This is a genomic window from Arthrobacter sp. RIT-PI-e (genome assembly GCF_001187915.1).
In the GTDB taxonomy this organism is placed as follows: domain Bacteria; phylum Actinomycetota; class Actinomycetes; order Actinomycetales; family Micrococcaceae; genus Arthrobacter_D.
This window is the reverse complement of sequence record NZ_LGIU01000085.1, coordinates 122,242-148,704: the sequence shown is the minus strand read 5'-3', so window position 1 is coordinate 148,704 and position 26,463 is coordinate 122,242. Positions and strand designations below refer to the sequence as shown.

At 70.0% G+C, this 26,463-nt stretch carries 27 protein-coding genes and 1 tRNA gene; 11 read left to right on the top strand and 17 right to left on the bottom strand.

All coding sequences use genetic code 11. The features are described 5' to 3' along the window. The first annotated feature begins 72 nt into the window (after positions 1-72). From AC792_RS12590 to AC792_RS12555, 8 genes are all read left to right on the top strand, one after another. A tRNA-Gly gene (locus AC792_RS12590) sits at positions 73-146 on the top strand. Positions 147-243: 97 nt separating this feature from the next. Then, positions 244-675 carry an aspartate 1-decarboxylase gene (gene panD / locus AC792_RS12585; protein WP_200903406.1) on the top strand — a complete coding sequence of 144 codons (432 nt, stop codon included), beginning with the start codon at positions 244-246 and terminating at the stop codon, positions 673-675. Positions 676-884: 209 nt separating this feature from the next. Further along, a complete protein-coding gene (locus AC792_RS12580) occupies positions 885-2,171 on the top strand; it encodes an extracellular solute-binding protein (protein WP_049830836.1) in 1,287 nt (428 codons plus the stop codon). Next, positions 2,168-3,181, top strand: coding sequence for a carbohydrate ABC transporter permease (locus AC792_RS12575; protein ID WP_442853619.1), 1,014 nt, complete (start codon positions 2,168-2,170; stop codon positions 3,179-3,181). The genes AC792_RS12580 and AC792_RS12575 overlap by 4 nt, the downstream gene beginning before the upstream one ends. Further along, positions 3,181-4,023 (top strand): carbohydrate ABC transporter permease, encoded by an 843-nt coding sequence (locus AC792_RS12570; RefSeq protein WP_049830835.1) that lies wholly within the window; start codon positions 3,181-3,183, stop codon positions 4,021-4,023. The genes AC792_RS12575 and AC792_RS12570 overlap by 1 nt, the downstream gene beginning before the upstream one ends. Positions 4,024-4,052: 29 nt before the next feature. Then, entirely contained in the window at positions 4,053-5,378 is a 1,326-nt protein-coding gene (locus tag AC792_RS12565; RefSeq protein WP_049830834.1) for an ABC transporter ATP-binding protein, read from the top strand. Positions 5,379-5,481: 103 nt separating this feature from the next. After that, on the top strand, positions 5,482-5,862 hold the full coding sequence (locus AC792_RS17055) for a hypothetical protein (protein ID WP_152916196.1): 381 nt from the start codon (positions 5,482-5,484) through the stop codon (positions 5,860-5,862). A gap of 27 nt (positions 5,863-5,889) precedes the next feature. After that, entirely contained in the window at positions 5,890-6,873 is a 984-nt protein-coding gene (locus AC792_RS12555; RefSeq protein ID WP_152916194.1) for a hypothetical protein, read from the top strand. Between the two features lie 41 nt (positions 6,874-6,914). On the opposite strand, the gene AC792_RS12550 is transcribed toward AC792_RS12555, so the two are convergent. The 7 genes from AC792_RS12550 to rpmB form a co-directional block, all read right to left on the bottom strand. Continuing rightward, positions 6,915-8,006 (bottom strand): SDR family oxidoreductase, encoded by a 1,092-nt coding sequence (locus AC792_RS12550; protein WP_049830865.1) that lies wholly within the window; start codon positions 8,004-8,006, stop codon positions 6,915-6,917. Positions 8,007-8,150: 144 nt separating this feature from the next. Beyond that, a complete protein-coding gene (locus tag AC792_RS12545) occupies positions 8,151-10,139 on the bottom strand; it encodes an NHL domain-containing thioredoxin family protein (RefSeq protein WP_049830831.1) in 1,989 nt (662 codons plus the stop codon). Further along, complete coding sequence (locus AC792_RS12540) at positions 10,136-12,310, bottom strand: bifunctional copper resistance protein CopD/cytochrome c oxidase assembly protein (RefSeq protein ID WP_049830864.1); 2,175 nt, start codon at positions 12,308-12,310, stop codon at positions 10,136-10,138. Before AC792_RS12540 ends, AC792_RS12545 begins: the two co-directional genes overlap by 4 nt. Positions 12,311-12,428: 118 nt before the next feature. Beyond that, a complete protein-coding gene (locus tag AC792_RS12535) occupies positions 12,429-12,707 on the bottom strand; it encodes an HU family DNA-binding protein (RefSeq protein WP_049830830.1) in 279 nt (92 codons plus the stop codon). A gap of 273 nt (positions 12,708-12,980) precedes the next feature. Then, complete coding sequence (gene rpsN, locus AC792_RS12530) at positions 12,981-13,286, bottom strand: 30S ribosomal protein S14 (RefSeq protein ID WP_049830829.1); 306 nt, start codon at positions 13,284-13,286, stop codon at positions 12,981-12,983. A 2-nt stretch (positions 13,287-13,288) separates the two neighbouring features. Then, positions 13,289-13,456 (bottom strand): 50S ribosomal protein L33, encoded by a 168-nt coding sequence (rpmG, locus tag AC792_RS12525; protein WP_019481734.1) that lies wholly within the window; start codon positions 13,454-13,456, stop codon positions 13,289-13,291. Next, on the bottom strand, positions 13,456-13,692 hold the full coding sequence (rpmB, locus tag AC792_RS12520; protein WP_043441573.1) for a 50S ribosomal protein L28: 237 nt from the start codon (positions 13,690-13,692) through the stop codon (positions 13,456-13,458). The genes rpmG and rpmB overlap by 1 nt, the downstream gene beginning before the upstream one ends. A gap of 24 nt (positions 13,693-13,716) precedes the next feature. Here rpmB and AC792_RS17360 point away from each other — a divergent pair, with 24 nt between their 5' ends. Further along, positions 13,717-13,863: a hypothetical protein gene (locus tag AC792_RS17360; protein ID WP_160317644.1), complete on the top strand. Its 147-nt coding sequence runs from the start codon at positions 13,717-13,719 to the stop codon at positions 13,861-13,863. Between the two features lie 134 nt (positions 13,864-13,997). Here the strand turns inward: AC792_RS17360 and AC792_RS12515 are convergent, their stop codons facing one another. The 3 genes from AC792_RS12515 to AC792_RS12505 form a co-directional block, all read right to left on the bottom strand. Next, positions 13,998-15,140: a glucose-1-phosphate adenylyltransferase family protein gene (locus tag AC792_RS12515; protein ID WP_049830828.1), complete on the bottom strand. Its 1,143-nt coding sequence runs from the start codon at positions 15,138-15,140 to the stop codon at positions 13,998-14,000. A 25-nt stretch (positions 15,141-15,165) separates the two neighbouring features. Next, on the bottom strand, positions 15,166-15,675 hold the full coding sequence (locus tag AC792_RS12510; protein ID WP_049830863.1) for a MarR family winged helix-turn-helix transcriptional regulator: 510 nt from the start codon (positions 15,673-15,675) through the stop codon (positions 15,166-15,168). Positions 15,676-15,736: 61 nt separating this feature from the next. Further along, on the bottom strand, positions 15,737-16,549 hold the full coding sequence (locus AC792_RS12505; protein ID WP_235436716.1) for an SGNH/GDSL hydrolase family protein: 813 nt from the start codon (positions 16,547-16,549) through the stop codon (positions 15,737-15,739). An 83-nt stretch (positions 16,550-16,632) separates the two neighbouring features. Between AC792_RS12505 and AC792_RS12500 the strand changes: the two genes are divergently transcribed. Further along, a complete protein-coding gene (locus AC792_RS12500; RefSeq protein ID WP_049830862.1) occupies positions 16,633-17,625 on the top strand; it encodes a diacylglycerol/lipid kinase family protein in 993 nt (330 codons plus the stop codon). 20 nt (positions 17,626-17,645) lie between these two features. On the opposite strand, the gene AC792_RS17545 is transcribed toward AC792_RS12500, so the two are convergent. From AC792_RS17545 to AC792_RS12465, 7 genes are all read right to left on the bottom strand, one after another. Next, positions 17,646-18,074: a M23 family metallopeptidase gene (locus AC792_RS17545; protein ID WP_235436714.1), complete on the bottom strand. Its 429-nt coding sequence runs from the start codon at positions 18,072-18,074 to the stop codon at positions 17,646-17,648. Between the two features lie 739 nt (positions 18,075-18,813). Beyond that, a complete protein-coding gene (locus AC792_RS12490) occupies positions 18,814-19,866 on the bottom strand; it encodes a siderophore-interacting protein (RefSeq protein WP_049830827.1) in 1,053 nt (350 codons plus the stop codon). Further along, positions 19,863-20,783 carry an ABC transporter ATP-binding protein gene (locus tag AC792_RS12485; protein ID WP_326948187.1) on the bottom strand — a complete coding sequence of 307 codons (921 nt, stop codon included), beginning with the start codon at positions 20,781-20,783 and terminating at the stop codon, positions 19,863-19,865. The genes AC792_RS12490 and AC792_RS12485 overlap by 4 nt, the downstream gene beginning before the upstream one ends. Continuing rightward, a complete protein-coding gene (locus AC792_RS12480; RefSeq protein WP_442853621.1) occupies positions 20,780-21,790 on the bottom strand; it encodes a FecCD family ABC transporter permease in 1,011 nt (336 codons plus the stop codon). The genes AC792_RS12485 and AC792_RS12480 overlap by 4 nt, the downstream gene beginning before the upstream one ends. Before the next feature lie 65 nt (positions 21,791-21,855). Next, positions 21,856-22,917, bottom strand: coding sequence for a FecCD family ABC transporter permease (locus AC792_RS12475; RefSeq protein ID WP_049830825.1), 1,062 nt, complete (start codon positions 22,915-22,917; stop codon positions 21,856-21,858). Positions 22,918-23,054: 137 nt separating this feature from the next. Continuing rightward, positions 23,055-24,065, bottom strand: a complete 1,011-nt coding sequence (locus tag AC792_RS12470) for a glutathione S-transferase family protein (RefSeq protein WP_049830824.1) — start codon at positions 24,063-24,065, stop codon at positions 23,055-23,057. A 79-nt stretch (positions 24,066-24,144) separates the two neighbouring features. Further along, the gene (locus AC792_RS12465; protein WP_049830823.1) at positions 24,145-25,236 is read right to left on the bottom strand and encodes a YihY/virulence factor BrkB family protein; all 1,092 of its coding nucleotides are present in this window, start codon (positions 25,234-25,236) and stop codon (positions 24,145-24,147) included. Positions 25,237-25,373: 137 nt separating this feature from the next. Between AC792_RS12465 and AC792_RS12460 the strand changes: the two genes are divergently transcribed. After that, a complete protein-coding gene (locus AC792_RS12460) occupies positions 25,374-26,447 on the top strand; it encodes an NAD-dependent epimerase/dehydratase family protein (RefSeq protein WP_049830822.1) in 1,074 nt (357 codons plus the stop codon). Positions 26,448-26,463: the final 16 nt, after the last annotated feature.

Here is a 26,463-nt window from a genome sequence, read left to right as displayed (position 1 = left end):
GCCCTCCGCAGCGCGTGCGCCACGGAACCCGCCCGAACTGTTGTAAGGTGATGGAGCGGTTCACGCCGTGACGCGGGCGTAGCTCAATGGTAGAGCGCTAGCTTCCCAAGCTCGATACGCGGGTTCGATTCCCGTCGCCCGCTCCAGCACTTCCTCCGGCGCCGTGTGCGCAACGCCACCCCGCCTCGTCGGCCTCCACCGGGGCAGCAGCAGTATCCTTGAGGCGATGAATCGCACCCAGTCATGAACCGCACACTGTTCAAGTCCAAGATCCACCGCGCCACGGTGACCCACGCCGATCTGCACTACGTCGGATCCGTGACCGTGGACCTCGACCTCCTGGAGGCCGCGGACATCCTTCCCGGCGAACTCGTCTCGATCGTCGACGTCACCAACGGTGCACGCCTGGAGACGTACACCATCGCCGGTGAGCGCGGGTCCGGGGTGCTCGGCATCAACGGGGCGGCAGCCCATCTGGTGGAGCCGGGGGACCTCGTCATCCTCATCACCTACGCCCAGTTCTCCGACGAGGAGGCGCGCGTCTTCGTCCCGACGGTGGTGCACGTGGATGCGGCCAACCGGATCGTGGAGCTCGGCACCGATCCCGCCGAGGCCGTCACCGGCGACGTCGAGCGGCCGCCGTTCGCGCTCGACAACTCCGCGCTGCGCGGCTGAGTCCGCGCTCCCGCGTCGTCCCACCCCCACCCTGTCCTCCCGGAGCACCTCGGGCCCCCGGTGCGTCCCTGGCGGAATATCGTCAGAAGGCTTAGGGTCGGAAAGCAAGCTGCTCGAGCTGTCAACTCCCTGGGAATCGACGGCCGGCTCGCCTACGACGAAGTGGAGGCTCGGGACGAATGCGGATCAGACGATTGACGCACAGGGGGATGGGCCGTCCGCGAGTCGCCGTCCTGACCGGGCTGGTGGTGGGCACGCTCGCCCTCAGCGCGTGCGGTGGCGGGGAGGCGGACAACGCCCTGACCTGGTACATCAACCCCGACGACGGCGGTCAGGCCACCATCGCGCAGCAGTGCAGCGATGCCTCCGGGGGCCGCTACACGATCGAGACCTCCCTGCTGCCCAGTGATGCGGCCTCCCAGCGCGAGCAGCTCGCCCGCCGCCTCGCCGCGGGGGACAAGTCTCTGGACATCATGAGCCTCGACCCTCCCTTCATCCCCGAACTCGCCGAGCCGGGCTTCCTGGCACCGATCCCCGAGGACGTGGTCGAGCGCACCACGGAGAACGTGGTGGAGGGGGCCCTGGCCGGCGCCACCTGGAAGGACGAGCTGGTCACCGTCCCGTTCTGGGCCAACACGCAGATCCTCTGGTACCGCACCTCGGTGGCGGAGGCCGCCGGACTGGACATGACGCAGCCCGTGACCTGGGACCAGCTCATGGAGGCCGCCGAGAGCCAGGACAAGGCACTCGGGGTCCAGGGGGCCCAGGCGGAGTCCATGACGGTGTGGGTGAACGCCCTGGTCGAATCGGCCGGCGGCTCGATCATCGTGGACCCGGAGGCCACGGCGGACGAGATCGAACTCGGACTGGACTCCGAGGCCGGTACGGAAGCCGCCCGCATCATCTCCACCATCGGCAGGGAGGGCCTCGGCGGTCCGTCCCTGCCCACCCAGAACGAGAACGCCTCCCTGATCGGTTTCCAGGGGGACTCGGGGTCCTTCATGGTGAACTACCCCTTCGTCTGGCCCGCCACCTCCGGCGCCGTCGAAGCGGGGACCCTGGACCAGGAGGTGCTCGACGACATCGGCTGGGCCGTGTTCCCGCGCGTCACCGAGGACCAGGAGTCCGCTCCGCCGCTGGGCGGCATCAACCTCGGGGTGGGTGCCGAGAGCGAGAAGCAGGATCTCGCGTTCGAGGCCGTCGAGTGCATCGTCTCGGTGGAGAACCAGGCGGAGTACTTCGTGACCAACGGCAACCCGCCCTCCAACACCGAGGCGTACGAGGACCCGCGGATCGAGGAGTCCTTCCCGATGGCCACCACCATCCGGGACTCCCTCCAGATCGCCGCGCCCCGTCCGCAGACCCCGTTCTACAACGAGGTGTCCACCGGCATCCAGCAGACCTGGGCACCGCCGTCCGCCGTCGACCCGGACACCACCCCGGGGTCGTCGAGCACCTTCATCACCCAGGTACTCCGAGGGGAGAGACTCCTGTGACCTCAGCAATCCCGGCGCGGACGACGACGGCGGCGTCCGCCGAGCCCGGCCCGCACCTCGACACCGGCGAGGACAAGGGTAACGGCAGGACAGGCAAGGCACCGAAGCAGTACAGCGAACGGGTGCGTGCCGAGCGGCGCCTCGGCTGGATCCTCGCCGGCCCGGCGTTCGTGATCATGCTGCTGGTGACCCTCTACCCGATCCTGCAGGCCATCTACGAGTCGCTCTTCCGGTTCCGGCTGACGGCACCGGGCGAACGCGAGTTCATCGGTCTCGGCAACTACGCGGTGATCCTCACGGACCCGGTGTGGTGGTCGGGCCTGTGGACCACCGTGCTCATCACCGTGGTCACCGTGCTCGTGGAGCTGGTGCTCGGGTTCGCCCTGGCCCTCGTGATGCACAAGGCGCTCAAGTCCGTCAGGGGCCTGCTGCGCACGGCGATCCTGGTGCCCTACGGCATCATCACCGTGGTCTCGGCGTTCGCCTGGTTCTACGCGTTCGACATCAACTCCGGGTACATCAACAACTGGTTCGGGTGGCTGCCGGGGATCGACCAGGACCTCAACTGGTTCGCGCAGGGCCCCACGGCCCTGTTCGTGATCATGGCCTCCGAGATCTGGAAGACCACGCCGTTCATCTCCCTGCTGCTCCTGGCCGGGCTCGCCCAGGTCCCGGACGAGCTCACCGAGGCCGCCAAGGTGGACGGCGCCACCTGGTGGGAGCAGATGCGCAAGGTGATCATCCCGAACATGAAGGCCGCGATCATGGTGGCCGTCCTGTTCCGGGCACTCGACGCCTTCCGGATCTTCGACAACGTGTTCATCATGACCAACGGGGCCTACGGCACCGAGGTGCTGTCCCTCCTGGCCTACCGGCAGTCCATCAGCAGGCTGGAGATCGGGCTCGGATCCGCGGTCTCGGTCCTCCTGTTCATCTGCGTGCTGCTGATCTGCTTCGTGGCCATCAAGCTCTTCAAGGTGGACCTCGCCGGATCCCAGGGAGGCAAGTGATGCTCACCACCAAGGCCAAGCTGCTGTGGGCGCTCGTGACGGTCCTCGTGCTCGTGTATGCCCTGTTCCCCGTGCTCTCCATCCTCGCCACCTCCTTCAAGGCGCCGAGTGACCTGACGAGCGGCACGTTCCTGCCGTCGTCGGGCACGGCCACCACCGCGAACTACGAGCAGATCCTGGTGGGTGACGCCCAGGGACTGTTCCTCTCCGCCCTGCGGAACTCGATCGGCATCTCGCTGATCGCCACGTTCATCGCCGTCGTCCTGGCCACACTGTGCGCCTACGCGATCGCCCGGCTGGACTTCCCGGGTAAAAAACTGGTGCTCACCACCGCGCTGGCGGTCTCGATCTTCCCGGTCATCTCGATCGTGACGCCGCTGTTCAACCTGTGGCGCACCATCGGCCTGTACGACACGTGGCTGGGCCTGATCATCCCCTACCTCTCCCTGACCCTGCCGATCTCCATCTGGACGCTCGCCGCGTTCTTCCGGCAGATCCCGTGGGAACTCGAGCAGGCGGCGCAGGTGGACGGCGCCACCACGTGGCAGGCGTTCCGCAAGGCGATCGTGCCGCTCGCGGCGCCCGGGGTGTTCACGACGGCGATCATCGCGTTCTTCATCGCCTGGAACGACTTCGTGTACGGCATCTCGCTCACGTCCACGGAAGCGGCACGACCCGTTCCCGCGGCGCTGGCCTTCTTCACCGGCGCCTCCCAGTTCGAGGCACCCACCGGGGCCATCTCCGCCGCGGCGATCATCGTCACCATCCCGATCGTGCTGCTGGTGCTGCTCTTCCAGCGCCAGATCGTCTCAGGCCTGACCTCGGGCGCCGTCAAGGGCTGACGCCCCCGTTCAAGAAAAGGATCCGCACCATGGCATCGATCACCCTCAACCACCTGGTCAAGAAGTACGGCGACGGCTTCCCCGCCGTGAACGACATCAGCATCGACATCGCGGACGGCGAGTTCATCATCCTCGTGGGCCCCTCGGGCTGCGGGAAGTCCACCCTGCTGCGCATGATCGTGGGCCTCGAGGACATCACGGACGGCGATCTGCTCATCGACGGCGAGCGGGTGAACGACAAGGCGCCGCGCGACCGCAACCTCGCGATGGTGTTCCAGAACTACGCCCTGTACCCGCACCTCACGGTGTACGAGAACATCGCGTTCCCGCTGCGGCTGGCCAAGGGCAAGCACTCGGAGGACCAGGTGAAGAAGCTCGTCACCGAGGCCGCGGCCACCCTGGAACTCACGGACCACCTGCAGCGCAAGCCCGCCAACCTCTCCGGCGGCCAGCGGCAGCGCGTGGCGATGGGCCGGGCCATCGTGCGGCAGGCGGACGCCTTCCTCTTCGACGAGCCGCTCTCCAACCTGGACGCGAAGCTCCGCGGCCAGATGCGCTCGGAGATCTCGCAGATGCAGCGGCGCCTGGGGGTGACGTCCGTGTACGTCACCCACGACCAGACGGAGGCCATGACGCTCGGTGACCGCGTGGCCGTGCTGAAGAAGGGCGAGCTGCAGCAGATCGCCTCCCCACGCGAGCTGTACGAGCAGCCGGTGAACCTGTTCGTGGCCGGCTTCATCGGCTCGCCGTCCATGAACTTCCTCCCCGCCACGCTCGAGGGGAACGTCCTGCGGACGGCCCTCGGCGACCTGGAGATCCCCGCGGAGAAGGCGCGGAAGGCGGCGGACAAGAAGGTGGTGCTCGTGGGGGTGCGGCCCGAGTTCTTCGAGGACGCCTCCCTGGTGGAGGAGCACAAGCAGCACCACGGATCCACGTTCGCCGCCACCCTGACGCACACCGAGTGGCTGGGCAACGAGCAGTACGGCTACATCAACTTCGACCCGGCCCCCGAGATGCGTGAGCTGCTGAACAGCCTGGCCCGGGACATGGACGCGGACGAGCTCCGCCCGCAGGTGGTGGTCACCCTGGACGCCGCGAGCAGGATCCGGGGCGGGCGCGAGGCCGAGATCTGGCTGGACACCCGCAAGCTCCACCTCTTCGACGCCGAGACCGGTGAGAACCTGACGCGCGACGCCGAGGCCGGCGCCCAGCTGACCCGGGAGGCCGGCGAGGACCGGGCCGAGGAGATCGCCCCCGCGCAGCGCGCCGACGCGGAGTCCGGCCACGGAGACGGCGGCAGCGATGCCGGGACGGGCGGCGCCACCGCGGTAGGGGGCCGGCACAGCGCCGGCTGATCCCGGCCCCGCAGCCCGGACACCCTAGACTCGACGAGCGGGACCGCACGCACGGCAGCGCGGCTCCCGGACGGACGGCGGACGGGATCGGAGGGTGGAGCGGATGGTTGCGGCTGAGATCGTCGGTGCCACCCTCACCGCCGTGGGGCTGGGCCTGCTCGCGGTGGCCCTCGGGATACGCCTCGCCCACGGTTCCTGGACGACGACGCAGGCCATCGCGTTCCGGCACGAGGGCCATTGCTACCTGCGCTGGCATGACCACCGGTACCGGATCGTGGAGGAGCTGTGGGCCGGCGGTATCCGCCGCCGGAGAACACCGCCCCCGCCCCCGCCCGACCCCGGCCGGGGCGGGACCATCTTCTCCCTGGCGCGCCCCCCGGCCGAGTGGGCCCTCGGGGGGCCGTACCGGAAGACCAGGTTCCCCGCCGTCGGGGGACTCGGCTGCGCCGTCATCGGTACCCTGGTGGGTTTCCTGCCCGTCTGATCCGGACGAGCCGGTACTCTGGGCAGCGTGTCCACTCCCCCCGCCCTGAAGGTCGCCGCAGGCTGGTTGCTCGGGCTGGTGCTCCTCGGTGCGGGGTCCCTCACCGCCGTGACACTGCTCAACAACCGGATGTACGGCCCGGAGCACCAGGTGGGCCTGTACCTGGACGCGCTGCGGGACGGTGACGGCGGCAGGGCCCTCGGACTGCTGGACGCCAGCGTACCCGAGGGGGCGAACCCGGCCCTGCTCGACGGCGACGCACTGCGCGGTGCCGTCGCCCCGCTGCAGGACCTGGAGGTGGGTCCGGCACGGGATGCCGGGGCGGACCGGGTGGAGGTGCCGGTCAGCTACAGCCTGGCCGGGACGGGGCACACCACGGTGCTCCCGCTCCACCGCACCGGCCGCGAGTGGCTCTTCTTCGACGTCTGGCGTTTCGAAGGCGGTGTACTGCCCGCCGCCGAGGTGTCCGTAGCGCACGACGTCGGCGCCACCGTCAACGGGATCGCGGTGGGTCTGCCGGGGGGGACCGCGACCCTGGCGTCCTTCTACCCCGCCACCATCGAGGTTGAGTACACGCGGACGTACTTCGCGGCACCGGCGCAGCAGATCCTGGTGGACTCCCCCGCACCTCCGGAGCCCCTGTCACTGCTCACGGAGGCCACCCCGGAGCTCGACCGGGCGGTCGAGGAGCAGCTGCACGGTTTCCTCGACGACTGCGCGGCGCAGGGAGTCTTCCAACCCACCGGGTGCCCGTTCAACTACCCCACCACCGAACGCACGGTGGGGGGCGTCCGCTGGTCGATCCAGGAGTACCCGGCGACGTCGATCACGGCCACGGCCGACGGCTACGTCATCGGCCCGCTCGAGGGAGTGGCGCGTATCGACACCGAGCTGCGGGACTTCTTCTCCGGTGCCGTCCGCCCGATCTCCGAACCGGTACCGTTCGAGTTCGGCGCCGAGCTCCTGGTGACCCAGGACGACGTCGTCGTCACGCCCGTGGTGCGTCCCTGACGCGTCCGTGACCTCTCACCGGCCGGGACGCCGCGCACCCGTCACGGGATCAGCCGGTCCGCCCGGTACCGGTCGAAGAGTGCGGTGAAGCAGTCCAGGGTGCGCCGGTACCCGGTGAAGCCGGCGTCCCTGCTCCTGCCCATGTCGGCCACCACCTCGATCTCGCGCCCGAGATCACCGTCCGTGTGCCACCAGGACGCCATCCGGTCCAGCCGGGGCTCGGCGAGTCCGTGCCGCTGCGCCAGCGCCCGCCACTGCTCGTCGCGTCCGGCCATGGCCTGCTCGAGCGGGCGCGGGGCACCCTCGAAGCCCTCCCACTCCACCCCGAAGTACGCGGCGAGTTTCGGCCACATCCAGCGCCACCGGAACACGTCGCCGTTCACGATGTTGAAGGCGCGGTCCGCCGCTCCCGGCGTCACTGCCGACCACAGCATGTGCTCGGCGAGGAGCCCGGCGTCGGTCATGTCCGTCAGCGCGTTCCACTGGGTCTCCGAGCCCGGGAACACGAAGCGCTCACCGGTCTCCCGGCAGAGGGTGGCCTGGGTGGCGAGGGTGAGACCGATGTTCATGGCATTGCCCACCGCGTGGCCGATCACCGTGTGCGCGCGATGCACCGACCAGGTGAATCCCTGCGCCCCCGCGGCGGCGAACAGTTCGTCCTCCTGCGCGTAGTAGAAGTTGTCCACCGGCAGCCGCGGTTCCTCCTCGTGGAACGGGGTATCCGGCATCTCCCCGGCCCCGTACGCCTCGAACGGGCCGAGGTAGTGCTTCAACCCCGTCAGCAGCGCCACGTGGGTCACGTCCTTGCCCTCGAGCGCGGCGAGCAGACTGCGCACCATGCCGGCGTTCACCTCGATGTTCTCCTCCTCCGTGTCCCGGCGGGACCAGGCGGTGAAGAACACGTGGGTGGGGTGTTCCGGGGCGAGGACGGCGGCCACGGACTCCGCCGAGGTGAGGTCCGCGGACAACCAGCGCACCCCTGCCCGCTCCGCACCGGGGGTACGGGAGAGGGCCAGCACCTCCAGGCCCTCCCCGGTCAGGTGCTCGAGAAGTGCCGAGCCGGCGATCCCGGTGGCACCCACCACGAGAGCCGTGCGCTGCGGGCGGTGGGACGGGGAGGTGGTCGAGGGCATGTCGATACTCATACCGGCGACAAGAGAGGACGCTGTGCCGTTATTCCGTGCTCCACCACGGGCAGGATCCCTGCGCTCCGGGGGAGGCTGCCGGGCGTGCGGCCACCGGTCGGCCCCGTACGCCCCCATGCCTCGCGGTACGCGTCAGTCGAGACCGCGCAGGTCCAGGGTCAACGAGGTGTCGCCGTCGGGCGCCACCGAGACCGGGATCCCCCAGTCCTGCTGGTACAGGTGGCATGCCGCGTGGTCGGGGATGTCACCGCCAGGCTCGCCGTCGCAGGACGCGGCGCGTGCCGTGATGTGCAGGACGCCGTCGCCGGCCTCGGGGGAGAGCACGAGGTCACGTGTCAGCCCGGTGGAGGTCCCCGCACCGGAGACCAGGAGCGATTCCGGTGACGCGCTGATCTTCAGCTGCGTCGGGTCCCCCCAGCGGTCGTCGAGCTTCTGGCCCGTGGGGGCGGTGAAGCGTACGGTCAGCGCCACGGGTCCTGCGGACATCGGCGTCGTGGGACGCTGGGTCCGGGACGCACCCTCGTCCACCGCCAGTGCGTCCTTCGGCAGGGGCACGCGCACCAGCTGGTGCCGGTTCGCCTCGACCACGATCAGCAGCGGGTCGCCGCCGTCGGCCACGGGGGTGAGATCCACCAGTACGTCGGAGGGCTCGGCGAGGCCGCGGAGCAGGGTGGAGACCTGCTGCGTGGCCGGGTCGTAGCGCCGTACGGCTCCGTTGTAGGTGTCGGCGATCGCCACGGAACCGTCCGGGAGCACCGCCACCCCGAGCGGGTGCTGCAGGCGGGCCTGCTCGGCGTCGCCGTCGCGGAACCCGAAGTCGAACAGCCCGGTACCGACGGCCGTGCGGACCCGGGACCCGCGCCCGCCGTCCGCCTCGGGGAACTCCAGCACGCGCAGCGCCGACGTCTCGGAGTCGGCGATCCAGATGCTGCCGTCGGGGCCCTCGGCCAGACCCGAGGACTGCGCGAACCAGGCGGCGTCCGCATCACCGTCGAGGAGCCCCTCGAGCCCGGTGCCGGCCAGGACCTCCACGGCGTGCGTACGGGGGTCGAAACCGAAGATCTGGTGGGTACCCGCCATCGCGATCACCACGCGCTGCAGCACCGACGAGTACAGCACGTCCCACGGGGAGGAGAGCGAGATCTCCAGCGGCTCCGTGCCGAGGTGGGTCTCGGTGAGCCGCGGCGACTCGCTCTCGGCCCCCACGTCCCGGAAGTCCTCCTGCTTGCCGGTCTTGGTGTGGTTCCCGGCGTCGAGCAGGCGCTGCGTGCCGTTGCCGGCGAGCGTGCGCACCTGACCGGTGGCGAGGTCCACGCCACGCAGGCGGTGGTTCACCGAGTCGGCGACGACGACGTCGTACCCCCCCCCCGCCGCCCCCCCGGGCGGCAGGAGGGCGACGCCCCGCGGTTCGTTGAACTCGGCCTCGTCCGCTCCCCCGGCCAGGCAGCCCTTGCGGCCCGACCCGATCGTCCGGCGGACCGTGACGAGACCCGCCTCCAGCTCCACCCGGCGGCGGTGCCCGGTGTCCCCGGCGAGGAACGTCCCGGGCCCGGGCCGGGCGGGGCGCTTGCCCGGGACCCTGGGGCCCCCCGCCGTGCTCTCGGCGGGGACGTACGGGCCGTCCCCGCGGTGCAGCGTGCCCTTCGTCTCGTGCTCGGCCACGAGCTCCTGCACCAGGGACGTCAGACCGGCGGCATGGCCCTCCCCGGACAGGTGCGCCACGATGTACCCCTCGGGGTCGATCACCACGAGGGTGGGCCAGGCGCGTGCCGTATAGGCCTGCCAGGTGGAGAGCTCGGGGTCGTCGAGCACCGGGTGGTGGAGGTCGTAGCGCTCCACGGCCGCGGCGAGCGCCGCCGGGTCCGCCTCGTGCTCGAACTTGGGCGAGTGCACGCCCACGGTGACCAGCACGTCCGAGAACTCCTCCTCGAGGGGGCGCAGCTCGTCGAGGACGTGGAGGCAGTTGATGCAGCAGAAGGTCCAGAAATCGAGGATCACGATCTTCCCGCGGAGATCCGCGAGGGACAGCTGGCGGCCGCCGGTGTTGAGCCAGTTGCGCCCGGTCAGCTCCGAACCGCGTACCCGGTAGTTGGCGCGAGCGCGCGCGGTGGTCTCCGTCATTCGTCTTCTCCTGCGGTCTTCCCTGCTGGGGTGTTGCCTCGTACGGTGCTCCCCGCCGCCGGCACCCGTCCGGTGGACTGGTGGCCCGGACGCCGCGGCGTGGTGTCGCGTGCGGCGAGATCGGCGAACATGCTGTTGTAAGCCGCGAGGTCGGCGTCGTTATTCCGGTCCGCCGCGCGATCCTTGCGCTTGGTCTCGCGGGCGTCCGAACGTGACCAGGTGACCGCCACGCCGATCGCGAGGATCAGGGTGGGCAGCTCCCCCAGCCCCCAGGTGACGGCCCCGCCGACCTGCTGGTCCTCGATCGCCGAGGCCCCCCATTCCCGGCCCATGTTGCCGAACCACGAGGCCTCCAGCAGGGACTCGGAGCCCATGAGGGTCACCCCGAAGAACGCATGGAACGCCATGGTGGCGAACAGGAGCAGGATGCGCAGGGGGTAGGGCGCGCGGAACGGCACCGGGTCCGAGCCGATCATCGAGAGCACGAAGATGTAGCCGGTGATGAGGAAGTGCGTGATCATCAACTCGTGCCCCACGTGCTCGCGCAGGGCGAACCCGAACAGCGGCGAGTAGTAGAACACGATGATCGAGGCCACGAAGTTGCCGGCGGCGAACAACGGGTGGGTGATGATGCGGGAGGGCAGCGAGTGCACCACCACGAGGATCCACTCGCGGATACCTCGTGTGCCGTCCCGCCGCGCGCCGAGCGCCTTGAGTGCCAGGGTCACGGGCGCACCGAGGACGAGGAACAGCGGGACCACCATGGTGAGTGCCATGTGGTCGATCATGTGGGCGCTGAAGAGCACCATCCCGTAGACGGCCGGGGCTCCCGAGGTGAAGTAGGTCAGCAGCAGCAGCCCGAAGACCCAGCTCACCAGCTTGAGCTTCGACCAGGGGTCCCCCCGACGGCCCAGCTTCCACACGCCGAGGAGGTAGGCGATCCCGAGGGTGAGCGCCACCGTGATCCACAGCCAGTCCGGGCGCCACTCGCTGATCCAGCGGCCTAGGGTGGGCTCGGGGGGAAGATCGTAGCCGGTGAGGATGCGTGCGGGGCCGGCCTCGGGCGGCAGGGCCTCGGCGCGCGGAGGCGCGGGGCGGCCGGGGGCCGCGGCCGGCCCGGACACGGCCCCCAGGACCCCCGGTCCCCCGGTGATCAGCTGCCACAGGACCCGCCGTGCGGAGAGTTTCGACGCCGCGCTCCCCCCGGGAGCCTTGAGCTGCGGGATGATCCACTGGCGGTGCATCCAGCCGATACCGCCCAGCAGGAGCGTGGCGATGGTCTTGAGGGGGACGAGCAGGCCCCACTGCGACCCGAGCTGGGCGAGATCGGGGATCCGCAGGCTGGCGGTCACCACGCCGGATCCCACGACGAGGAAGAAGGCGAACCCCGCCAGGGCCGAGAAGCGTCGGAGCACCGGCAGGGTCTGCTCGCCGAGCTTCCCTCCCACCGCCGCGACGGCGATGATGCCGCCCACCCACAGGCAGACGCCCACGAGGTGGAGGGCGATCGAGTTGACCGCCGCGTTGTGGTCGTCACCGCTGGCGGAGTGGCCGATCAGTGCCATCGGCAAGAGGTTCAGGAGCGCCACCACGAGGGTGAGCGCCAGGCCCGTCTGCGAGCGGACACCGAACAAGATCGTGGCGAGGACGGCCGAGACGATCGAGGTGACCAACCAGGCGCGGCCCGTGGAGAAGTCCGTCAGGAAGGCGGCCAGCCCCTGGGTGTAGGTGGGATCCGTGCTGAGCGGCAGACCGGCGGCGTCCGAGTAGGTGAACACCATGACACCGAGCGCGCCGAGGGTCCAGAGGACGGCGGAGGCCGCGGCGAGGAGCAGGACACGGGAGAACGCCGGATGCTCGGCGGCTTCCTTCTTCGGCTTCCGCCCCGGGACGCCGACCAGTCGGGGCACCATGAACACGGCGAACACGAGGGCACCGATGGTGCCGGCCGCCGCCGTGTTGTTCAGGGCCTTCGCGACGGGCAGGCCCCACCGTGTCAGCGCGCCGGGGTCCCCGAGCTGGCGTGCGGCGGAGGCACCGGAGTAGAGCAGTGCGACGACGAGGGCCGCGAGGACGAGCACCCCGGCCAGGATCAGCCACCCGGTGCCGACCCCGCGATCGCCGGACGTGGTGACGAGCCTCTCACGCGGTTGCTTCGTTGTAGTCGACACGTACACCATTCTCTACCTGCAGTAGAACCAGCGCTAATCCGTCTACGGCCGGACGAGGCTCCCGGCACCGAGCACGAAGGACCGCTGCTGGATCAGCAGCGGTCCTTCGTGGGTGGAACTACTTGGCGGAAGCCTTGAGCTTCGACCCGGCGGTCAGCTTGACGCTGTGACCGGCGGCGATCTGGATGGTCTCACCGGTCTGCGGGTTACGGCCGGTGCGCGCTGCGCGGCTCGTGCGCTCGACGGCGAGCCAGCCGGGGATGGTGATCTTCTCATCCTTGGCCACGGACTCGGCGAAGACGTCGAACAGCGCATCAAGGACACTGTTGACGGCGGCCTGGCTGGTATCGGCCTTCTCGGCCACCTCTGCAACGAGTTCACTACGGTTCTTAGCCAATTTGGGTCCTCCTGGACGTCACTCTCGGGAACGAGCTCTTCACGGTATTCGAAAAGCCTCTGTGCGAAAACCTACCAGCTTGGAGGGCGACCGCCGCGTGTTGTCGGGGTTCCGCACCCCGAACGGGTGTTCTTCGAACCCCTCCGGCACGCCCACCGGGCTCGCCGGGACCCGGATGCAGGAAGCCGGCACCCCGAGGGCTGCCGGCTTCCTGACGGTCACCACGTCATGTGGCGGGTACTGCGGGCGGAACGGTCGGTTCCGCGGGACGTGCTACCAGCTGGACTTGGTCACACCGGGCAGCTCGCCGCGGTGTGCCATGTCACGGAAACGCACGCGCGAGATCCCGAACTTCTGGAGGGTACCGCGGGGGCGCCCGTCGATCTGGTCGCGGTTGCGCAGGCGCACCGGCGAGGCGTTGCGCGGGAGCTTCTGCAGACCGAGGCGAGCAGCTTCACGTGCATCGTCCGTGGCGTTCTCGTCCACGAGGGTCTTCTTGAGCTCGAGGCGCTTGGCCGCGTAGCGCTCCACGATGACCTTGCGCTGCTCGTTACGAGCAATCTTCGACTTCTTGGCCATGCTTAGCGCTCCTCTCGGAATTCGACATGCTTGCGGATCTTGGGGTCGTACTTCATGAGGACCATGCGGTCGGGGTCGTTACGCCGGTTCTTGCGCGTCACGTAGGTATAGCCCGTACCCGCGGTGGACTTCAGCTTGATGATCGGACGTACGTCCTTGTCCTTCGCCACTAGAGCTTCACTCCCCTCGCGAGGATCGACGCGACGACCGCATCGATGCCACGGACGTCGATGGTCTTGATGCCGCGGGCCGAGACCTGCAGCGTGACATTGCGGCGAAGGGAAGGCACGTAGTAGCGCTTCTTCTGAATGTTCGGGTCGAACCGGCGCTTGTTGCGGCGGTGCGAGTGGGAAATGCTGTGTCCAAAGCCGGGCTCGGCTCCGGTCACTTGGCAGTGGGCTGCCATAACTCTCCTCCAGATCAGTTGGATGTGACGGAATCACCTCTCGAGCGTCCCGCCACCAGTAATGACACCGTTATTACTGCAGCTTTCCGGAGGTTTACCTGGCAGGGTGAGAACCTGCCGAAGCGCCTCGCCGCGGGGAAGACGGTGAAGATCGGGCAGTGCGCGGCCTGACGGCCGGGCACAGCCCTGAATTCCAGTGGTCACGGGTAGCCGGGCCGATCCTGACCCCTCCTGAGAACGGGCAGCACCGGCTGCAGCCAAACGCCTTACCATACTACCGACATGATTCGGCGGTGCCAAACGGGTCAGCCGGTCGTCCTGCCGTCCCTGCCCACCACCACGGGATCGTCCGGACCTGCCCCTGTGCTCTCGCCCGACAGCCGGGCGCCGGAGTCGACGACGGCGTGGCGGACCACGGCGCCCTCCTGTACCCGTACGCCGTCCAGCAGCACCGAGTCCTCCACCACCGAACCCGCTTCCACCACCGCGCCGGCACCGATCACGCTCCGCCGGACCGTCCCGCGCACCACCGCCCCCGCGGCGATCAGGGCGTCCGCCACCACGGCACCCTCGGCCACGAGGGCGGGAGCCAGCAGCGGCGGCTCGGTGAGCACGGGCCACTCCGGATCGGCCAGGTCCAGGCCCTTCCCCGCCACGAGATCCAGGTGCGCCCGGAGGTAGTTGGCGGGCGTGCCGAGATCACGCCAGTACCCGGTGAGCCGGTGCTCCACCACGGAACCCTGTTCCACGAGGTGCGGGACGAGATGGTCCCCGTAGTCACCGATGCCCCCGTGCTCGGCCTCCAGGTGCGTGAGGGCGTCGAGGAGTGTGTCCGCCGTGTAGAGGAACCCCTCCGCCGAGACGATGCTGGTCCTCGGGTTCTCCGGCTTGTACTCGAACCCCGTGACCGCTCCGCCCTCCGCAACCGTCACCACCCCGTGGCTCGAGGCGTCACCGTCGAAATCGACCGTCACCATGGTCAGCGCGGCGTCGGACCGCAGGTGGGTGTCGACGACGTCGCGGAAGTCCAACCGGTAGAGGTGGTCCGAGCTCAGTACCAGCACCAGGTCGGGGTCGAAGTCGCGGATGAAGGGTACCTGGCGGAGGAGTCCGTCCGCATTGCCCTCCGCGAAGCCCTCACCCTCGTGCCCGCTGTAGGGCGGCAGGACGAGCAGTCCGCCACGGGTACGGTCCAGGTCCCAGGGCCTGCCGTTCGCGAGGTGGTCGTTGATGGTCTTGGGCTGGTACTGCTCCATGATCCAGACGTCCGAGATCCCGCTGTGCAGCAGGTTGGAGAGCGGGATGTCGATCAGGCGGAAACTGCCACCGAGCGGCATCGCAGGTTTCGCCCGGTGATCGGTGAGGGCCCCCAGCCTCCCTCCTGCTCCCCCGGCGAGGACTATCGCGAGAATGCGCGGGTGGTGGCGGAATCGGATCTGCCGGCTCATGGTGCTCCTCGTCCTGTCGGGTCGGTCAACCGTTACCTGCACGGGTCGCGGCCGGATCGTCGTCGGTGAGGATCCAGTGCGTGCTGTCCAGCTTCCCGAGGATCCTGCGGCCGATCCGCTCGAGGTCCGCGACGTCCTGCTCGTCCAGCGGATCGAACACCGTGGAGCGGACCTGGGTCACGTGGGCCACGGCCAGGCCCGTGAGCATCCCCAGACCCTCGGTGGTCAATTCCGCCGTGGTCACCCTGCCGTCGGAGTCGGACGGCTGCCGGGTCACCCACCCCCTGCCCTCGAGCTTCTTCACCACGTGGCTCAGGCGCGAGAGCGAGGCCGTGGAACGCGCGGCGAGCTCACTCATGGGCAATCTGGTTCCCTCCGCCTCGGAGAGCATCGCCAGCACGTGGTAGTCGAAGAGCGTGATCCGCGCCTCGCGGAACAGGAAGGTGTCCAGGGTGGCGGGCAGCAGCGAGGTCAGGGCCTGGAGGGCCAGCCATGCCCGCCGTTCGTCGGGTGTGAGCCAGTTCGCCTCCATCAGCTCATTCTGGCACACGGGTCACGGTTCCCCGGGACCGCCCGGGGAACCGTGGGTACCCGGATCAGGTGGTGCCGGCTGCACCGCCCTGCTGGTCTGAGCCCGCACCGATCCGATACGGGTGTCCCGGTACCGGGTACTTCGCCGACAGCTCGTCGCCCGAGGAGACCCCGCGCAGCCGCCGCCCCACCCACGGGCTGAGGTACTCCCGCGCCCACCGGGCGTCGGCCCGCAACTGGTCCGCCCGCTTCAGCGCGGGGCGCGTCTCCAGCTCGGGCAGCTCGATCGCGTGGGACGCCTTCATCGCCTCGAGCACGCGCGCCGCCATGAGCGTGTGCCCGGCGGTGGACATGTGCATCCGGTCCACGTCCCAGTACCCCCAGTCCTGGAACTCCCGCAGCCGCCAGTAGTCCACCACCGTCGTCGAACGCGCATCGGCGATCTCGCGCACCCACTCGTTGTAGACGGCCGTGCGCCCACGGGTCTTGCCGAAGACGGCGGAACCGGAGGTGTCGAAGCCGGTGAAGAGCACGACGTCGATCCCTGCGTCCCGGAGCCGCCCCACGCCGTCGTCGTACGCGGCCATCAGGCCGTCGATGTCCACGCGGGGCCGCAGGATGTCATTGGCGCCCGCGTAGATCGTCACGATGCCCGGCTCGAGGGCGAGCGCGGCGTCGATCTGCTCGTCGAGGATCTGGTGCATCTTCTTGCCGCGGACGGCGAGGTTCGCGTAGCTCCAGGACGGGTCCGCGAGGACGAGCTGCTCCGCCACGCGGTCCGCCCACCCGCGCACGCCGTTGGGGGATCCCGGGTCAGGATCACCCACCCCTTCCGTGAAGGAGTCACCGAGGGCCACGTATCGCTGTACTGGGGTCACCGACCACAGATTACCCTCGCGCACGGACCCCCCGGGATAAGCTCGCCTCAGACACAGACCCACCCGAGCCGGAGGAAGACATGATGGCCGCAGCAGCACCGGAGGAACCTGTGAGCGCACCCGACACCGGGTCGGGCGGCCGTCGGGCGGCACTCGTCATCAACCCCGTCAAATCGGGCACCGACGACGTCCGGAGCGCGGTGGAGCGGATCGCCGCGGAGGACGGCTGGGACACCCCGCTGGTGATCGAGACCACGGAGGACGACCCGGGGCGCGGGCAGGCCCGGCAGGCCCTTGAGGCCGGGGTGGATCTCGTGATCGCTGCGGGCGGGGACGGCACGGTGCGCTGCGTCGCCGAGGAGCTGGCGGGCAGCGACACCCTCATGGCCCTGGTGCCGCTGGGAACGGGTAATCTCCTGGCCCGCAACCTGGACATCGCCGTCGACGACCCGGGCGCCGCCGTGGACGCCGCGTTCCGGGGGACCGAGCGCAAGATCGACGTGGTGCACGTGACCCTGGACCGGGCGGACACCTCCCACGTCTTCCTCGTGATGGCGGGACTCGGTTTCGACGCCGCGATCATGTCGGACACCCGGGACGATCTGAAGGACAAGGTGGGCTGGCTCGCCTACGTGGATGCCGGGATCCGGAATCTCCCGGGCAGGCCCACCCGGGTTCGGGTGTCGGTGGACGGTGGTGAGCCCTTCGAGCGGCATCTGCGCAGTGTCATGGGGGGCAACTGCGGCAAGATCATGGGAGGGCTCGAGATCTTCCCGGGGGCCAAGATCGACGACGGTCTCATGGACCTCATGACCGTGGCGCCCTCGGGCAGACTGGGCTGGCTCGGCGTGCTGGGCAACCTTTTCACGCGGGGGAGGAGCAAGGATCCCTCGGTGGAGTACTTCCAGTGCCACACCGCGGAGGTCACCCTCGAGGAACCGCTCGAGGTGCAGCTCGACGGCGACCCCCTCGGCAAGGCGAAGCACCTGACCTTCGAGGTCAAGCCCTACTCCCTCAGGCTCCGGATGCCGTTCGGCTACAAGGACCCGGCCGTGGTGAGCGAGCCACTGCCCTGAGGGGATGCTCCGCACGACCCTCACCCCGCCGGCACCATCCGGGGTAGGGGGTCCACCTTCTGGCCGTCCACCAGCACCTCGAAGTGGAGGTGGCAGCCGGTGGAGTTCCCGGTGCTGCCGACCGCGCCGAGGACGGTGCCGCGCTGCACCGGGGTGCCGGCCGGGATGCCGAGCGCGCTCAGGTGGTTGTAGGTGCTCTGCACCCCTCCTCCGTGGTCCACCACGATCCGCTGGCCGCCGCCGTAGGCGTGCCATCCCGACTCGATCACCTGCCCGGCGGCAGCCGCCACCACACCGGTACCGCAGGCGCCGGCGTAGTCCACGCCGGTGTGGAGCTCGGGGACGTCACCTCCGAGCGGGTTGACGCGGTACCCGAAGAGAGAGGTGGGACCCGCTCCGGCCACGGGCAGTCCGAACACGAGGGGATCGTCCGGGGGCACAGGATCCACGGCGGGGACTGCAGCGGGAGGAACAGGAGCCGCCTCCGGCGCAGGAACAGTGGGCGTCGGAGGCACGGACGGCTCCGGCACGGCGTGAACGGCGGGAACCACGGCGGGAGGAGCAGGAGCGGCCCCGACGGAAAGAGCCCTGACCGCTTCCTCCGCCGCAGGCGGATGCAGCGCGTACACCGGCTCCAGGGGGTGGTGCATGGTTACCCCGGCCGCCGCGACGACCGCTGCTCCCGGACGCGTCTCGGCCACGACGAGGGCCGGCGACACTTCATGGCCGGCGAGAGGGGCGGCGGGGGCATCGGGGCGCGCCCCACCGAGGCTCAGACCCGCGAGGGCGAGCAGACCTCCGCCCGGAAGTGCTGCACTCCCGCGGGGTGTCCCGCCCCGGTGCCATCGCCGGCGGCGGCGTCGTGGGGGCTGAGCGCCCGCTTCCCGTGCGCCGACGAGATCGACCCGCTCGGCTGGACGGGGTCCGGATGTGGACCGTCCCGTCGGAACCACCTGCATGTGCCGCCCACCTCTCTCCAGGAGAGCGACACCCCTTCACCGCTGGACGGCGCGAGTGTCCGCCCCCGTCCCGGGTGGGCGCCGCTCGCGGAGGTGGCGGGAGGAGCCCGGTCGGGAACCAGCTCTGACCCGTCCAACCCTAGGCAGCACAGGGGCAGGACCCCACGGGATACGAGGACATGTGGACAACGTGCACACAGGTGCTGTGCCGCAGCGTCCTGGGACGGCGTCAGGAGAGCTCGGCGCGGCCCTTCCGCCAGTACCCCATGAAGGCCACCTGCTTGCGGTCCACGCCGACGTCGCGGACGAGGTAGCGGCGCAGCCCACGCACCACGGCCGCCTCCCCCGCGATCCAGGCGTAGAAGGGCTGGGTACCGGGGGGCCGCTCGGGGTTGACTGTCGACTGCACCACCGCGGCCTCGAGACGCTGCGGGGTCTCCCAGAGGATCGTGCCGTCGATGTCCACGTCCTCGGGTTCCGTGCCACCCTGCGCACCGCCCGGTCCCGCGAGGGACACCCACCCGGGTACCCGGACGGCGTCGCGCACCGCCGCGTCCAGCGCCTCGCCGTGGACAGCCTCGCCCCGGGAGAGCCAGGTGACGGTCACCGAGGAGCGCGTGGCGATGTCCTGGAAGTCCCGCGCGTCGGGCACCTCGAGGAAGGCATGGCCTCCGATGTGCTCGGGGAGGGACTCGAGGATGGAGCTGATGGCGGGGACGGCCGTCTCGGCACCGGCGAGGAGCACGTGCTGCGCGAGGCCCGGGCGCCCTTCGCCCCCGCCGTAGGCACCCGCGGTGGCGCACTGTGCCGCGGCCGCGTTGGGGCCGATCACGCACACGGCGTCACCGGGCCGGGCGGCTGCCGCCCACTCGGCGGCGGGGCCCCCGCGACCGTCGTCGTCCAGGTGCAGCACGAAGTCGACGTCGATCTCCGGAGTGGCGCCCCTGCAGCGCGAGTTCCGGACGGTGTAGGTGCGCATGGCGCCGCGTTCCTCGGCGTCCATCCCGAGCCACAGCTGGTACCAGCTCCCGGCGTCATCGCGCCGCATCAGCGACGCGATGTCCGGGCACGGCCGGCCCGCGGACGGGATGATCACCTTGATCCGCAGGTCCAGGGTGTCCCCTGCCACGCCGAAGGCCTCCAGCCCGGCCCCACCGAAGGTGATGCGGCGGAAGTTCGCGCCGAGCTGCTGGACGCGCGTGACGACGACGTCGAACGCCAGCACCATCGGTTCGGTGTCCGACGACGTCCGCCGGGCGCTTCGCTGTGTCACCTGGGTCATGATGTTGCCTCCACATGGGCAGGAACGGTGTCCTGCGGGTTGGGTCGGTAGCCCCGGGCGGCCTCGTGGCCGCCCGGGGAGGGCTGGGGTCGGCTGTCCGGGGCCCCGTGGTGACGGCCTACGGGGACCACCATCGGGGTACCGGACACCGGGTCCTCGATGACGCGGCAGTCCAGGCCGAAGACCCCGGAGACGGTCTCCTGCGTCACCACGTCCGCGGGTGCACCCTCGGCCACGATCCGGCCCGACCGCATGGCGATCAGGTGGTCCGCGTACCGTGCGGCGAGGTTGAGATCGTGCAGCACCATGACCACCGTGGTGCCTGCACGCCGGTTGAGGTCCGTGATGAGGTCCAGGACCTCGATCTGGTGCGTTACGTCGAGGAAGGTGGTGGGCTCGTCCAGCAGCAGGATCCCGGTCTGCTGCGCCAGGGCCATCGCGATCCACACCCGCTGGCGCTGCCCGCCGCTGAGCTCGTCCACGGTGCGCTCGGCGAGACCCAGTGTGTCGGTGGCTTCCAGCGCGCCGGCGACGGCGGCGTCGTCCTCCGGCGTCCACTGGCGGAACCAGCCCTGGTGGGGGTACCGCCCGCGGCCCACGAGGTCCGCCACGCTGATGCCGTCCGGCGCCGTCGGCGTCTGGGGCAGGAGCCCCAGCACCCGGGCCACCGACTTGGTGGACTGCGTGTGGATGTCCGAGCCGTCCAGCACCACCGCGCCACGGGCGGGCTTGAGCAGGCGCGCGAGCCCGCGCAGCAGCGTGGACTTCCCGCAGGCGTTCGCGCCCACGATCACCGTGATCCGGCCGGCGGGCAGCTCCAGAGACAGCTCCTCCACCACCGTGCGCTCGTCGTAGGCCAGCGTGAGGTCCACCGCCGCGAGCGTGTGCTGCCGCAGGTCCCGGTTCTCCGCCATCATCCACCCCCCTGGCCCGAGCGGTTCGCCGTGGCCAGCAGCCACAACAGGAACGGTGCGCCGAGGGCCCCGGTCACCACACCCACGGGCAGGGAGGTCCCGGGGACGAGGTTCGAGGCGACGAAATCCGCGCCGAGCACGATCACGGCACCCACCCAGCCGGCCAGCATGAGCGAGGGCCGCCCGAGGATCCGGCGCGCGATCGGCCCGGACAGGAAGGCCACGGAGGCCACGGGCCCGGCAGCGGCGGTGGCGAACGCGGCGAGGGCCACGGCGGTGGAGAGCAGACCCAGCCGTGACGCCTCCACGCGCAGACCGAGACCCGCGGCGGCGTCGTCGCCCAGTTCCAGTCCGTGCAGGGTGCGTGCGAGCAGTGCGATGGCCGGCAGGAGGACCACGAGGGCCGCCACCAGCACGGTGACGCGGTCCCAGGTGCTGGAGTTGAGCGATCCGTTGAGCCAGAGCACCGCCTGCGACGCCGTACGGAGATCGGTGCGGGTGATGAGGAAGCTGACGAGTGCGTGGAGCACGGCACCGAAGCCGATGCCGACGAGGATCAACCGGTAGCCGGCCACTCCCCCGCGCCGGGAGATCAGGTAGATGGCGGCGGCCACCACCAGACCACCGATCAGCGCCGCGACCGACACCCCCCCCCCTGCCGCACCGAAGAGCACGATCGCGGTGACCGCGGAGGCGCTGGCACCGTAACTGATGCCGATGACGTCCGGGCTCGCGAGCGGGTTGCGCAGCATCGTCTGGAAGACGGCACCGGCGATCCCGAAGGCGACGCCGATCAGCAGACCGATCACGGTGCGGGGCAGTTTGCTCTCGAGCACGATGAACCTGGCCCCGGGGATGTCGGCACCCCCGAGGATGCGGAAGAAGTCGGGGACGGTCACCGTGTAGGAGCCGAGCAGCACGTTGCAGGCGAACAGGATCACCGCGAGACCGGCCACCAGCGCCAGGCACGCGGTGGTCCTGCGGCGGTTCCGGGAGCGCGCGCGGACCAGGAGCGCCGTGGAATCCGGAGCGGGAGCGGGCAGTGGCGTGGTGGATGTCCGCTCCGGGGCCTCGGTCACAGCTGCACCGACGTCCGGCGCCGCACGAGCCAGATGAACACCGGCGCGCCCACCACCGCCGTCATCACACCCACCTGGACCTCTCCGGGAGGCAGGATCACGCGCCCCAGGACATCCGCGCCGAGGAGCAGTACCGGACCGAGCAGGGCGGAGAACGGGAGGATCCAGCGGTAGTCCGCGCCGACCACCAGGCGCACCAGGTGCGGGATCACGAGCCCCACGAACGCGATGGGTCCGGCGGCCGCCGGGGCAGCGCCGCAGAGGAGGACGACGCCGAGAGCCGTGACGGCGCGGGCGGGACCCACACGCGGGCCGAGACCGCGGGCGACGTCGTCCCCGAGGGCCAGTCCGTTGAGGATCCGGCCGGGGGCCAGGGTCAGGAGCAGACCCACCACGATGAACGGCAGGACCGTCCCGATGACGTCCCAGCCGCGACCGGAGAGCGTGCCCACCTGCCAGAACCGGAAACGGTCCAGGGTCTCCTCGCTGGACACGAGGACCCCGTTGGTCAGGCTCGCGAGGCCCGCGGCGAGCGCCGCGCCGGCCAGCGCGAGCTTGACCGGGGTGGCCCCCTCCCGTCCCAGGCTCGCGACGGCGTAGACCACGAGGGCGGCGCCACCCGCCCCGGCGAAGGCGAACCAGATGTACCCGGAGGCCCCCTGGACGCCGAAGAGGTAGATGCCCGCCACCACGGCGAGCGCCGCCCCCGCATTGATCCCGAGGATCCCGGGATCGGCCAGCGGGGTGCGGGCCACACCCTGCAGGGCCGCGCCCGCCGTCGCGCGGGCCGCCCCGACGAGGAGTCCGATCACCGTCCGGGGAATGCGTGAGAGCACCACGGCGTGGTCGCCGTCGGAGGGGTCGAAGGCCGTGAGGGCCTGGAGCATGGTGGCGGGGCTGATCGGGCGGGCACCGATGGTGAGCGACGCCACGCAGCAGGCGAGCAGGACGAGAGCCGTGAGGGCGAGCTTCCCCGGCAGGCGGGTACGCACCCGGCGGGGACGGACCGGGATCGCCGTGGCGCGCGGCGGATGCAGGGCGGAGGCCTGGACTGCCATGGTGCCTCCTCAGCCGGACGATCGGTCTGAGGTAAGGCTAGCCTAGGCTTCCGATGATTAGGAAACGAGTTCGTTCGCTAATCACCACTCGGTGACTCCCGCTGCCACGGCGGTCGCCGGGCCTGCGGAGCACCCGGTCAGACCGCTGCGGGCGCCGTACCGTTCCCGAAAGGCCGCCCGCCGAGGGACTCCCGCCCGTGGGAGGTGGTCCAGCCGGACAGATCGGGGCCCTTGGGGACGATCCCCGTGGGATTGATGTCCTCGTGCACGATGTAGTAGTGCTGCTTGATCTGCTCGAAGTCGATCGTGTCGCCGAAGCCCGGTGTCTGGAACAGGTCGCGTGCGTAGCCCCAGAGTGCGGGCATCTCCGTGAGCTTGTTCCGGTTGCACTTGAAGTGCCCGTGGTAGACGGCGTCGAACCTCACCAGCGTGGTGAACAGGCGGACGTCGGCCTCGGTGATGGTGTCCCCCACCAGGAACCGCTGCGCGCTCAGGCGGTCCTCGAGCCAGTCCAGCGCCGTGAACAAGCGGTCGTAGGCGGCCTCGTACGCCTCCTGCGACCCGGCGAACCCGCAGCGGTACACGCCGTTGTTCACCTCGGTGAACACCCGCTTGTTCACGGTGTCGATCTCCTCACGGAGCGCTTCCGGGTAGAGCTCCGGTGCGCCCTCGCGCTGGAACTCCTTCCACTCGCTCGAGAAGTCCAGGGTGATCCGGGGGAAGTCGTTGGTGACCACGGCGCCGGTGGTGGTGTCCACGACGGCCGGGACGGTGATGCCGCGGGAGTAGTCGGGGTCCCGCTTGAAGAACGCCTCCTGCAGCCGCTCGATCCCGAGCACCGGGTCGCGGCCGTCCGGGTCCAGGTCGAAGGTCCAGGACCGGCTGTCGTGGGTGGGGCCGGGGGTGCCGAGGGAGATCGCGTCCTCGAGCCCGAGGAGGCGCCGCACGATGATGGTGCGGTTGGCCCAGGGGCAGGCGCGGGCGGCGATGAGCCGGTAGCGGCCCGCCTCCACCGGGAAACCGTCCACGGCGTCGCGCGTGATCCGCGTCTGGATGTACTGGCTGTCGCGGTTGAACTCCTGGCCGGAGGTCACGTACGAACCCTTGGTGCTGTGCGCTGAGTCAGCTGACTGCTGTGTGTCGGACATGGTGCCAGTCTAGGACCGCGGACCGACGGAAGGCCCGGACACCTGAGTGTCCGGGCCTTCCATGGTGAGAGATGCAGGATCAGCTGTTCATCGACTCCCGCTCGTACTTCTCGCGCAGCTCGCGGCCGTCGTTGACGAGTGCGAGCTGCTTCTCGTGCGTCTTCTCCGCGGCCTTCGTATCGCGGGGAGGCAGCTGGATGGTGTCCTCAGCCTCGATGCCGCCCTGCAGCTGGCGGCCGCGCTCCATCTCGGCGTCGAACTCGGCCCCGAAGAGCAACGAGAGGTTGGCCAGCCAGATCCACAGGAGGAGGATGACCACGCCGGCGATGGCGCCGTAGGTGGCCTGGTAGCTGTCGGAGTTCGCGACGTACAGCGAGAACCCGGCCGTGGTGATGGCAAGCACCAGGAGGGCGATGAAGCCACCGAGACTCATCCAGCGGAACTTGGGCTGCTGGATGTTGGGCGTGCCGTAGTAGAGGGTGGCGATCATCAGCACGGCGAAGAACACCATGACGGGCCACTTGGCGATGTCCCAGATCATCACCGCCGTCGAGCCGATGCCGATGGCATCGCCCACGGCCTGGGCCACCGGGCCGGTGAGCACCAGCAGGAGACCCATGATCACGATGAGGATCAGCACCACGACGGTGACCAGGAGCATCTGCGGGCGCAGCTTGATGAAGGGGCGCCCCTCCTCCACCTCGTACACCCGATTCATGGCGCGGGAGAACGCGTTGACGTATCCGGAGGCGGACCAGATGGCACCGACGAGACCGATCACGAACGTCAGACCGGCGGCCTGGTTGGCGGCGAGGTTCGCGATCGGGCCCTCGAGCGTACTGATGGCCTCGGGAGGCGCGAATTCGCCGATGATGTCCAGCACCGCATCGGTGGTGGATTGCGCCTGTCCGAAGAGTCCGAGGAGCGAGAGCAGGGCCAGGATGCCCGGGAAGATCGCGAGGACGGCGTAGTACGTCAGACCCGCGGCGAGATCGGTGCACTTGTCCTTGCCGAACTCGGCCACCGTCCGCTTGAACACGTACTTCCAGGCAGGCTTCCTGACCTCCGACGGGCCGTCCGGCTTCCGCGGATCGTTGGGGTCGGGGGCGTTCTTCGCCTTCTTGCCCGCCTCGCTCTGCGGGCTGCTCTTGTGCTTGTCGGTGCTGCTCATGCATGTCTCCTGGTCCGGCCCCCGGACGGTCCCCCGGGTCCTGAATATTTCTGTCGTCTCGCTCCACTGCACCATAAGGTTACTTAGTAGTCCAGCGTCGTCCGGCCACAGCGGCCACCCACCCTTCAGGAGAACTCATGAGAATCGCTGTCATCGGAGCCACCGGAAATGTCGGCACCGCAGTCCTCGCACGTCTCCGGCGCGCCGCCCGTGATCGCGAGGCGATCCAGCGATCAGGGTACGACACCGCGGAGGACACCGGTGGAATCTCGATCACCGGCGTCGCCCGCACCGTCCCGGACACCTCGAAGGAACCGTACGACGGCGTCGAGTGGTACGGGATCGACATCGGCACGGACGCCGGCCGGGAAGAATTGACGCTCACGCTCACCGGTGTGGACGCCGTGATCCACCTCGCCTGGGCCATCCAGCCGAACCGCGACGAGGCCGCGATGCCCCGCACCAACGTCACCGGTACCGCCAATGTGCTCGGCGCCGCCGCCGCAGCAGGCGTGGGGCACGTGGTCTGCGCCTCCTCCGTGGGCGCCTACTCGCCGTCGGACAAGGACGTACGGAAGGACGAGAGCTGGCCCACGAGAGGCATCGGGTCCTCGCACTACAGCCGGCACAAGGCTGAGCAGGAGCGCCTGCTGGACACCTTCGAGCAGGCACACCCCGAGATCCGGGTGGCCCGGCTGCGCCCCGGCCTGATCTTCCAGGAGCAGGCCGGCAGCGAGATCGGCCGCTACTTCCTGGGTCCGCTGGTGCCAAAGTTCCCCCTGGGCCGTGTCCCCCTACCGCTCCTCCCGGTCCCCGGTGCCTTCATCTTCCAGGCGGTGCATGCCGAGGACGTCGCGGATGCCTACTGGCGCGTGGTGGCACGCCGCGCCTCGGGCGCCTTCAACATCGCCGCCGAACCGGAGTTCACTCCGGCCCGGGTGGCGGACCTGCTGGGGGCCCGCCGGGTCCTGACCATCCCCGTCGCGCCCCTCCGGGCACTCGTGGCCGTGAGCTGGAGCCTGGGGATCCAGCGCACGGACCCGGGGTGGATCGACATGGCCGCCCTGAGCCCGGTCATGGACACCACGAGGGCCCGCACGGAACTGGGCTGGGAGGCCCGGCACTCCTCACGCGGGGCGATGGCCGCCGTCCTCTCCGGACTGCGGTCCGGCAGGGGCAGGTCCGGATCCCCGAAGCTGTACCCGCGGTAGGGGTCGGGCGCGGCTG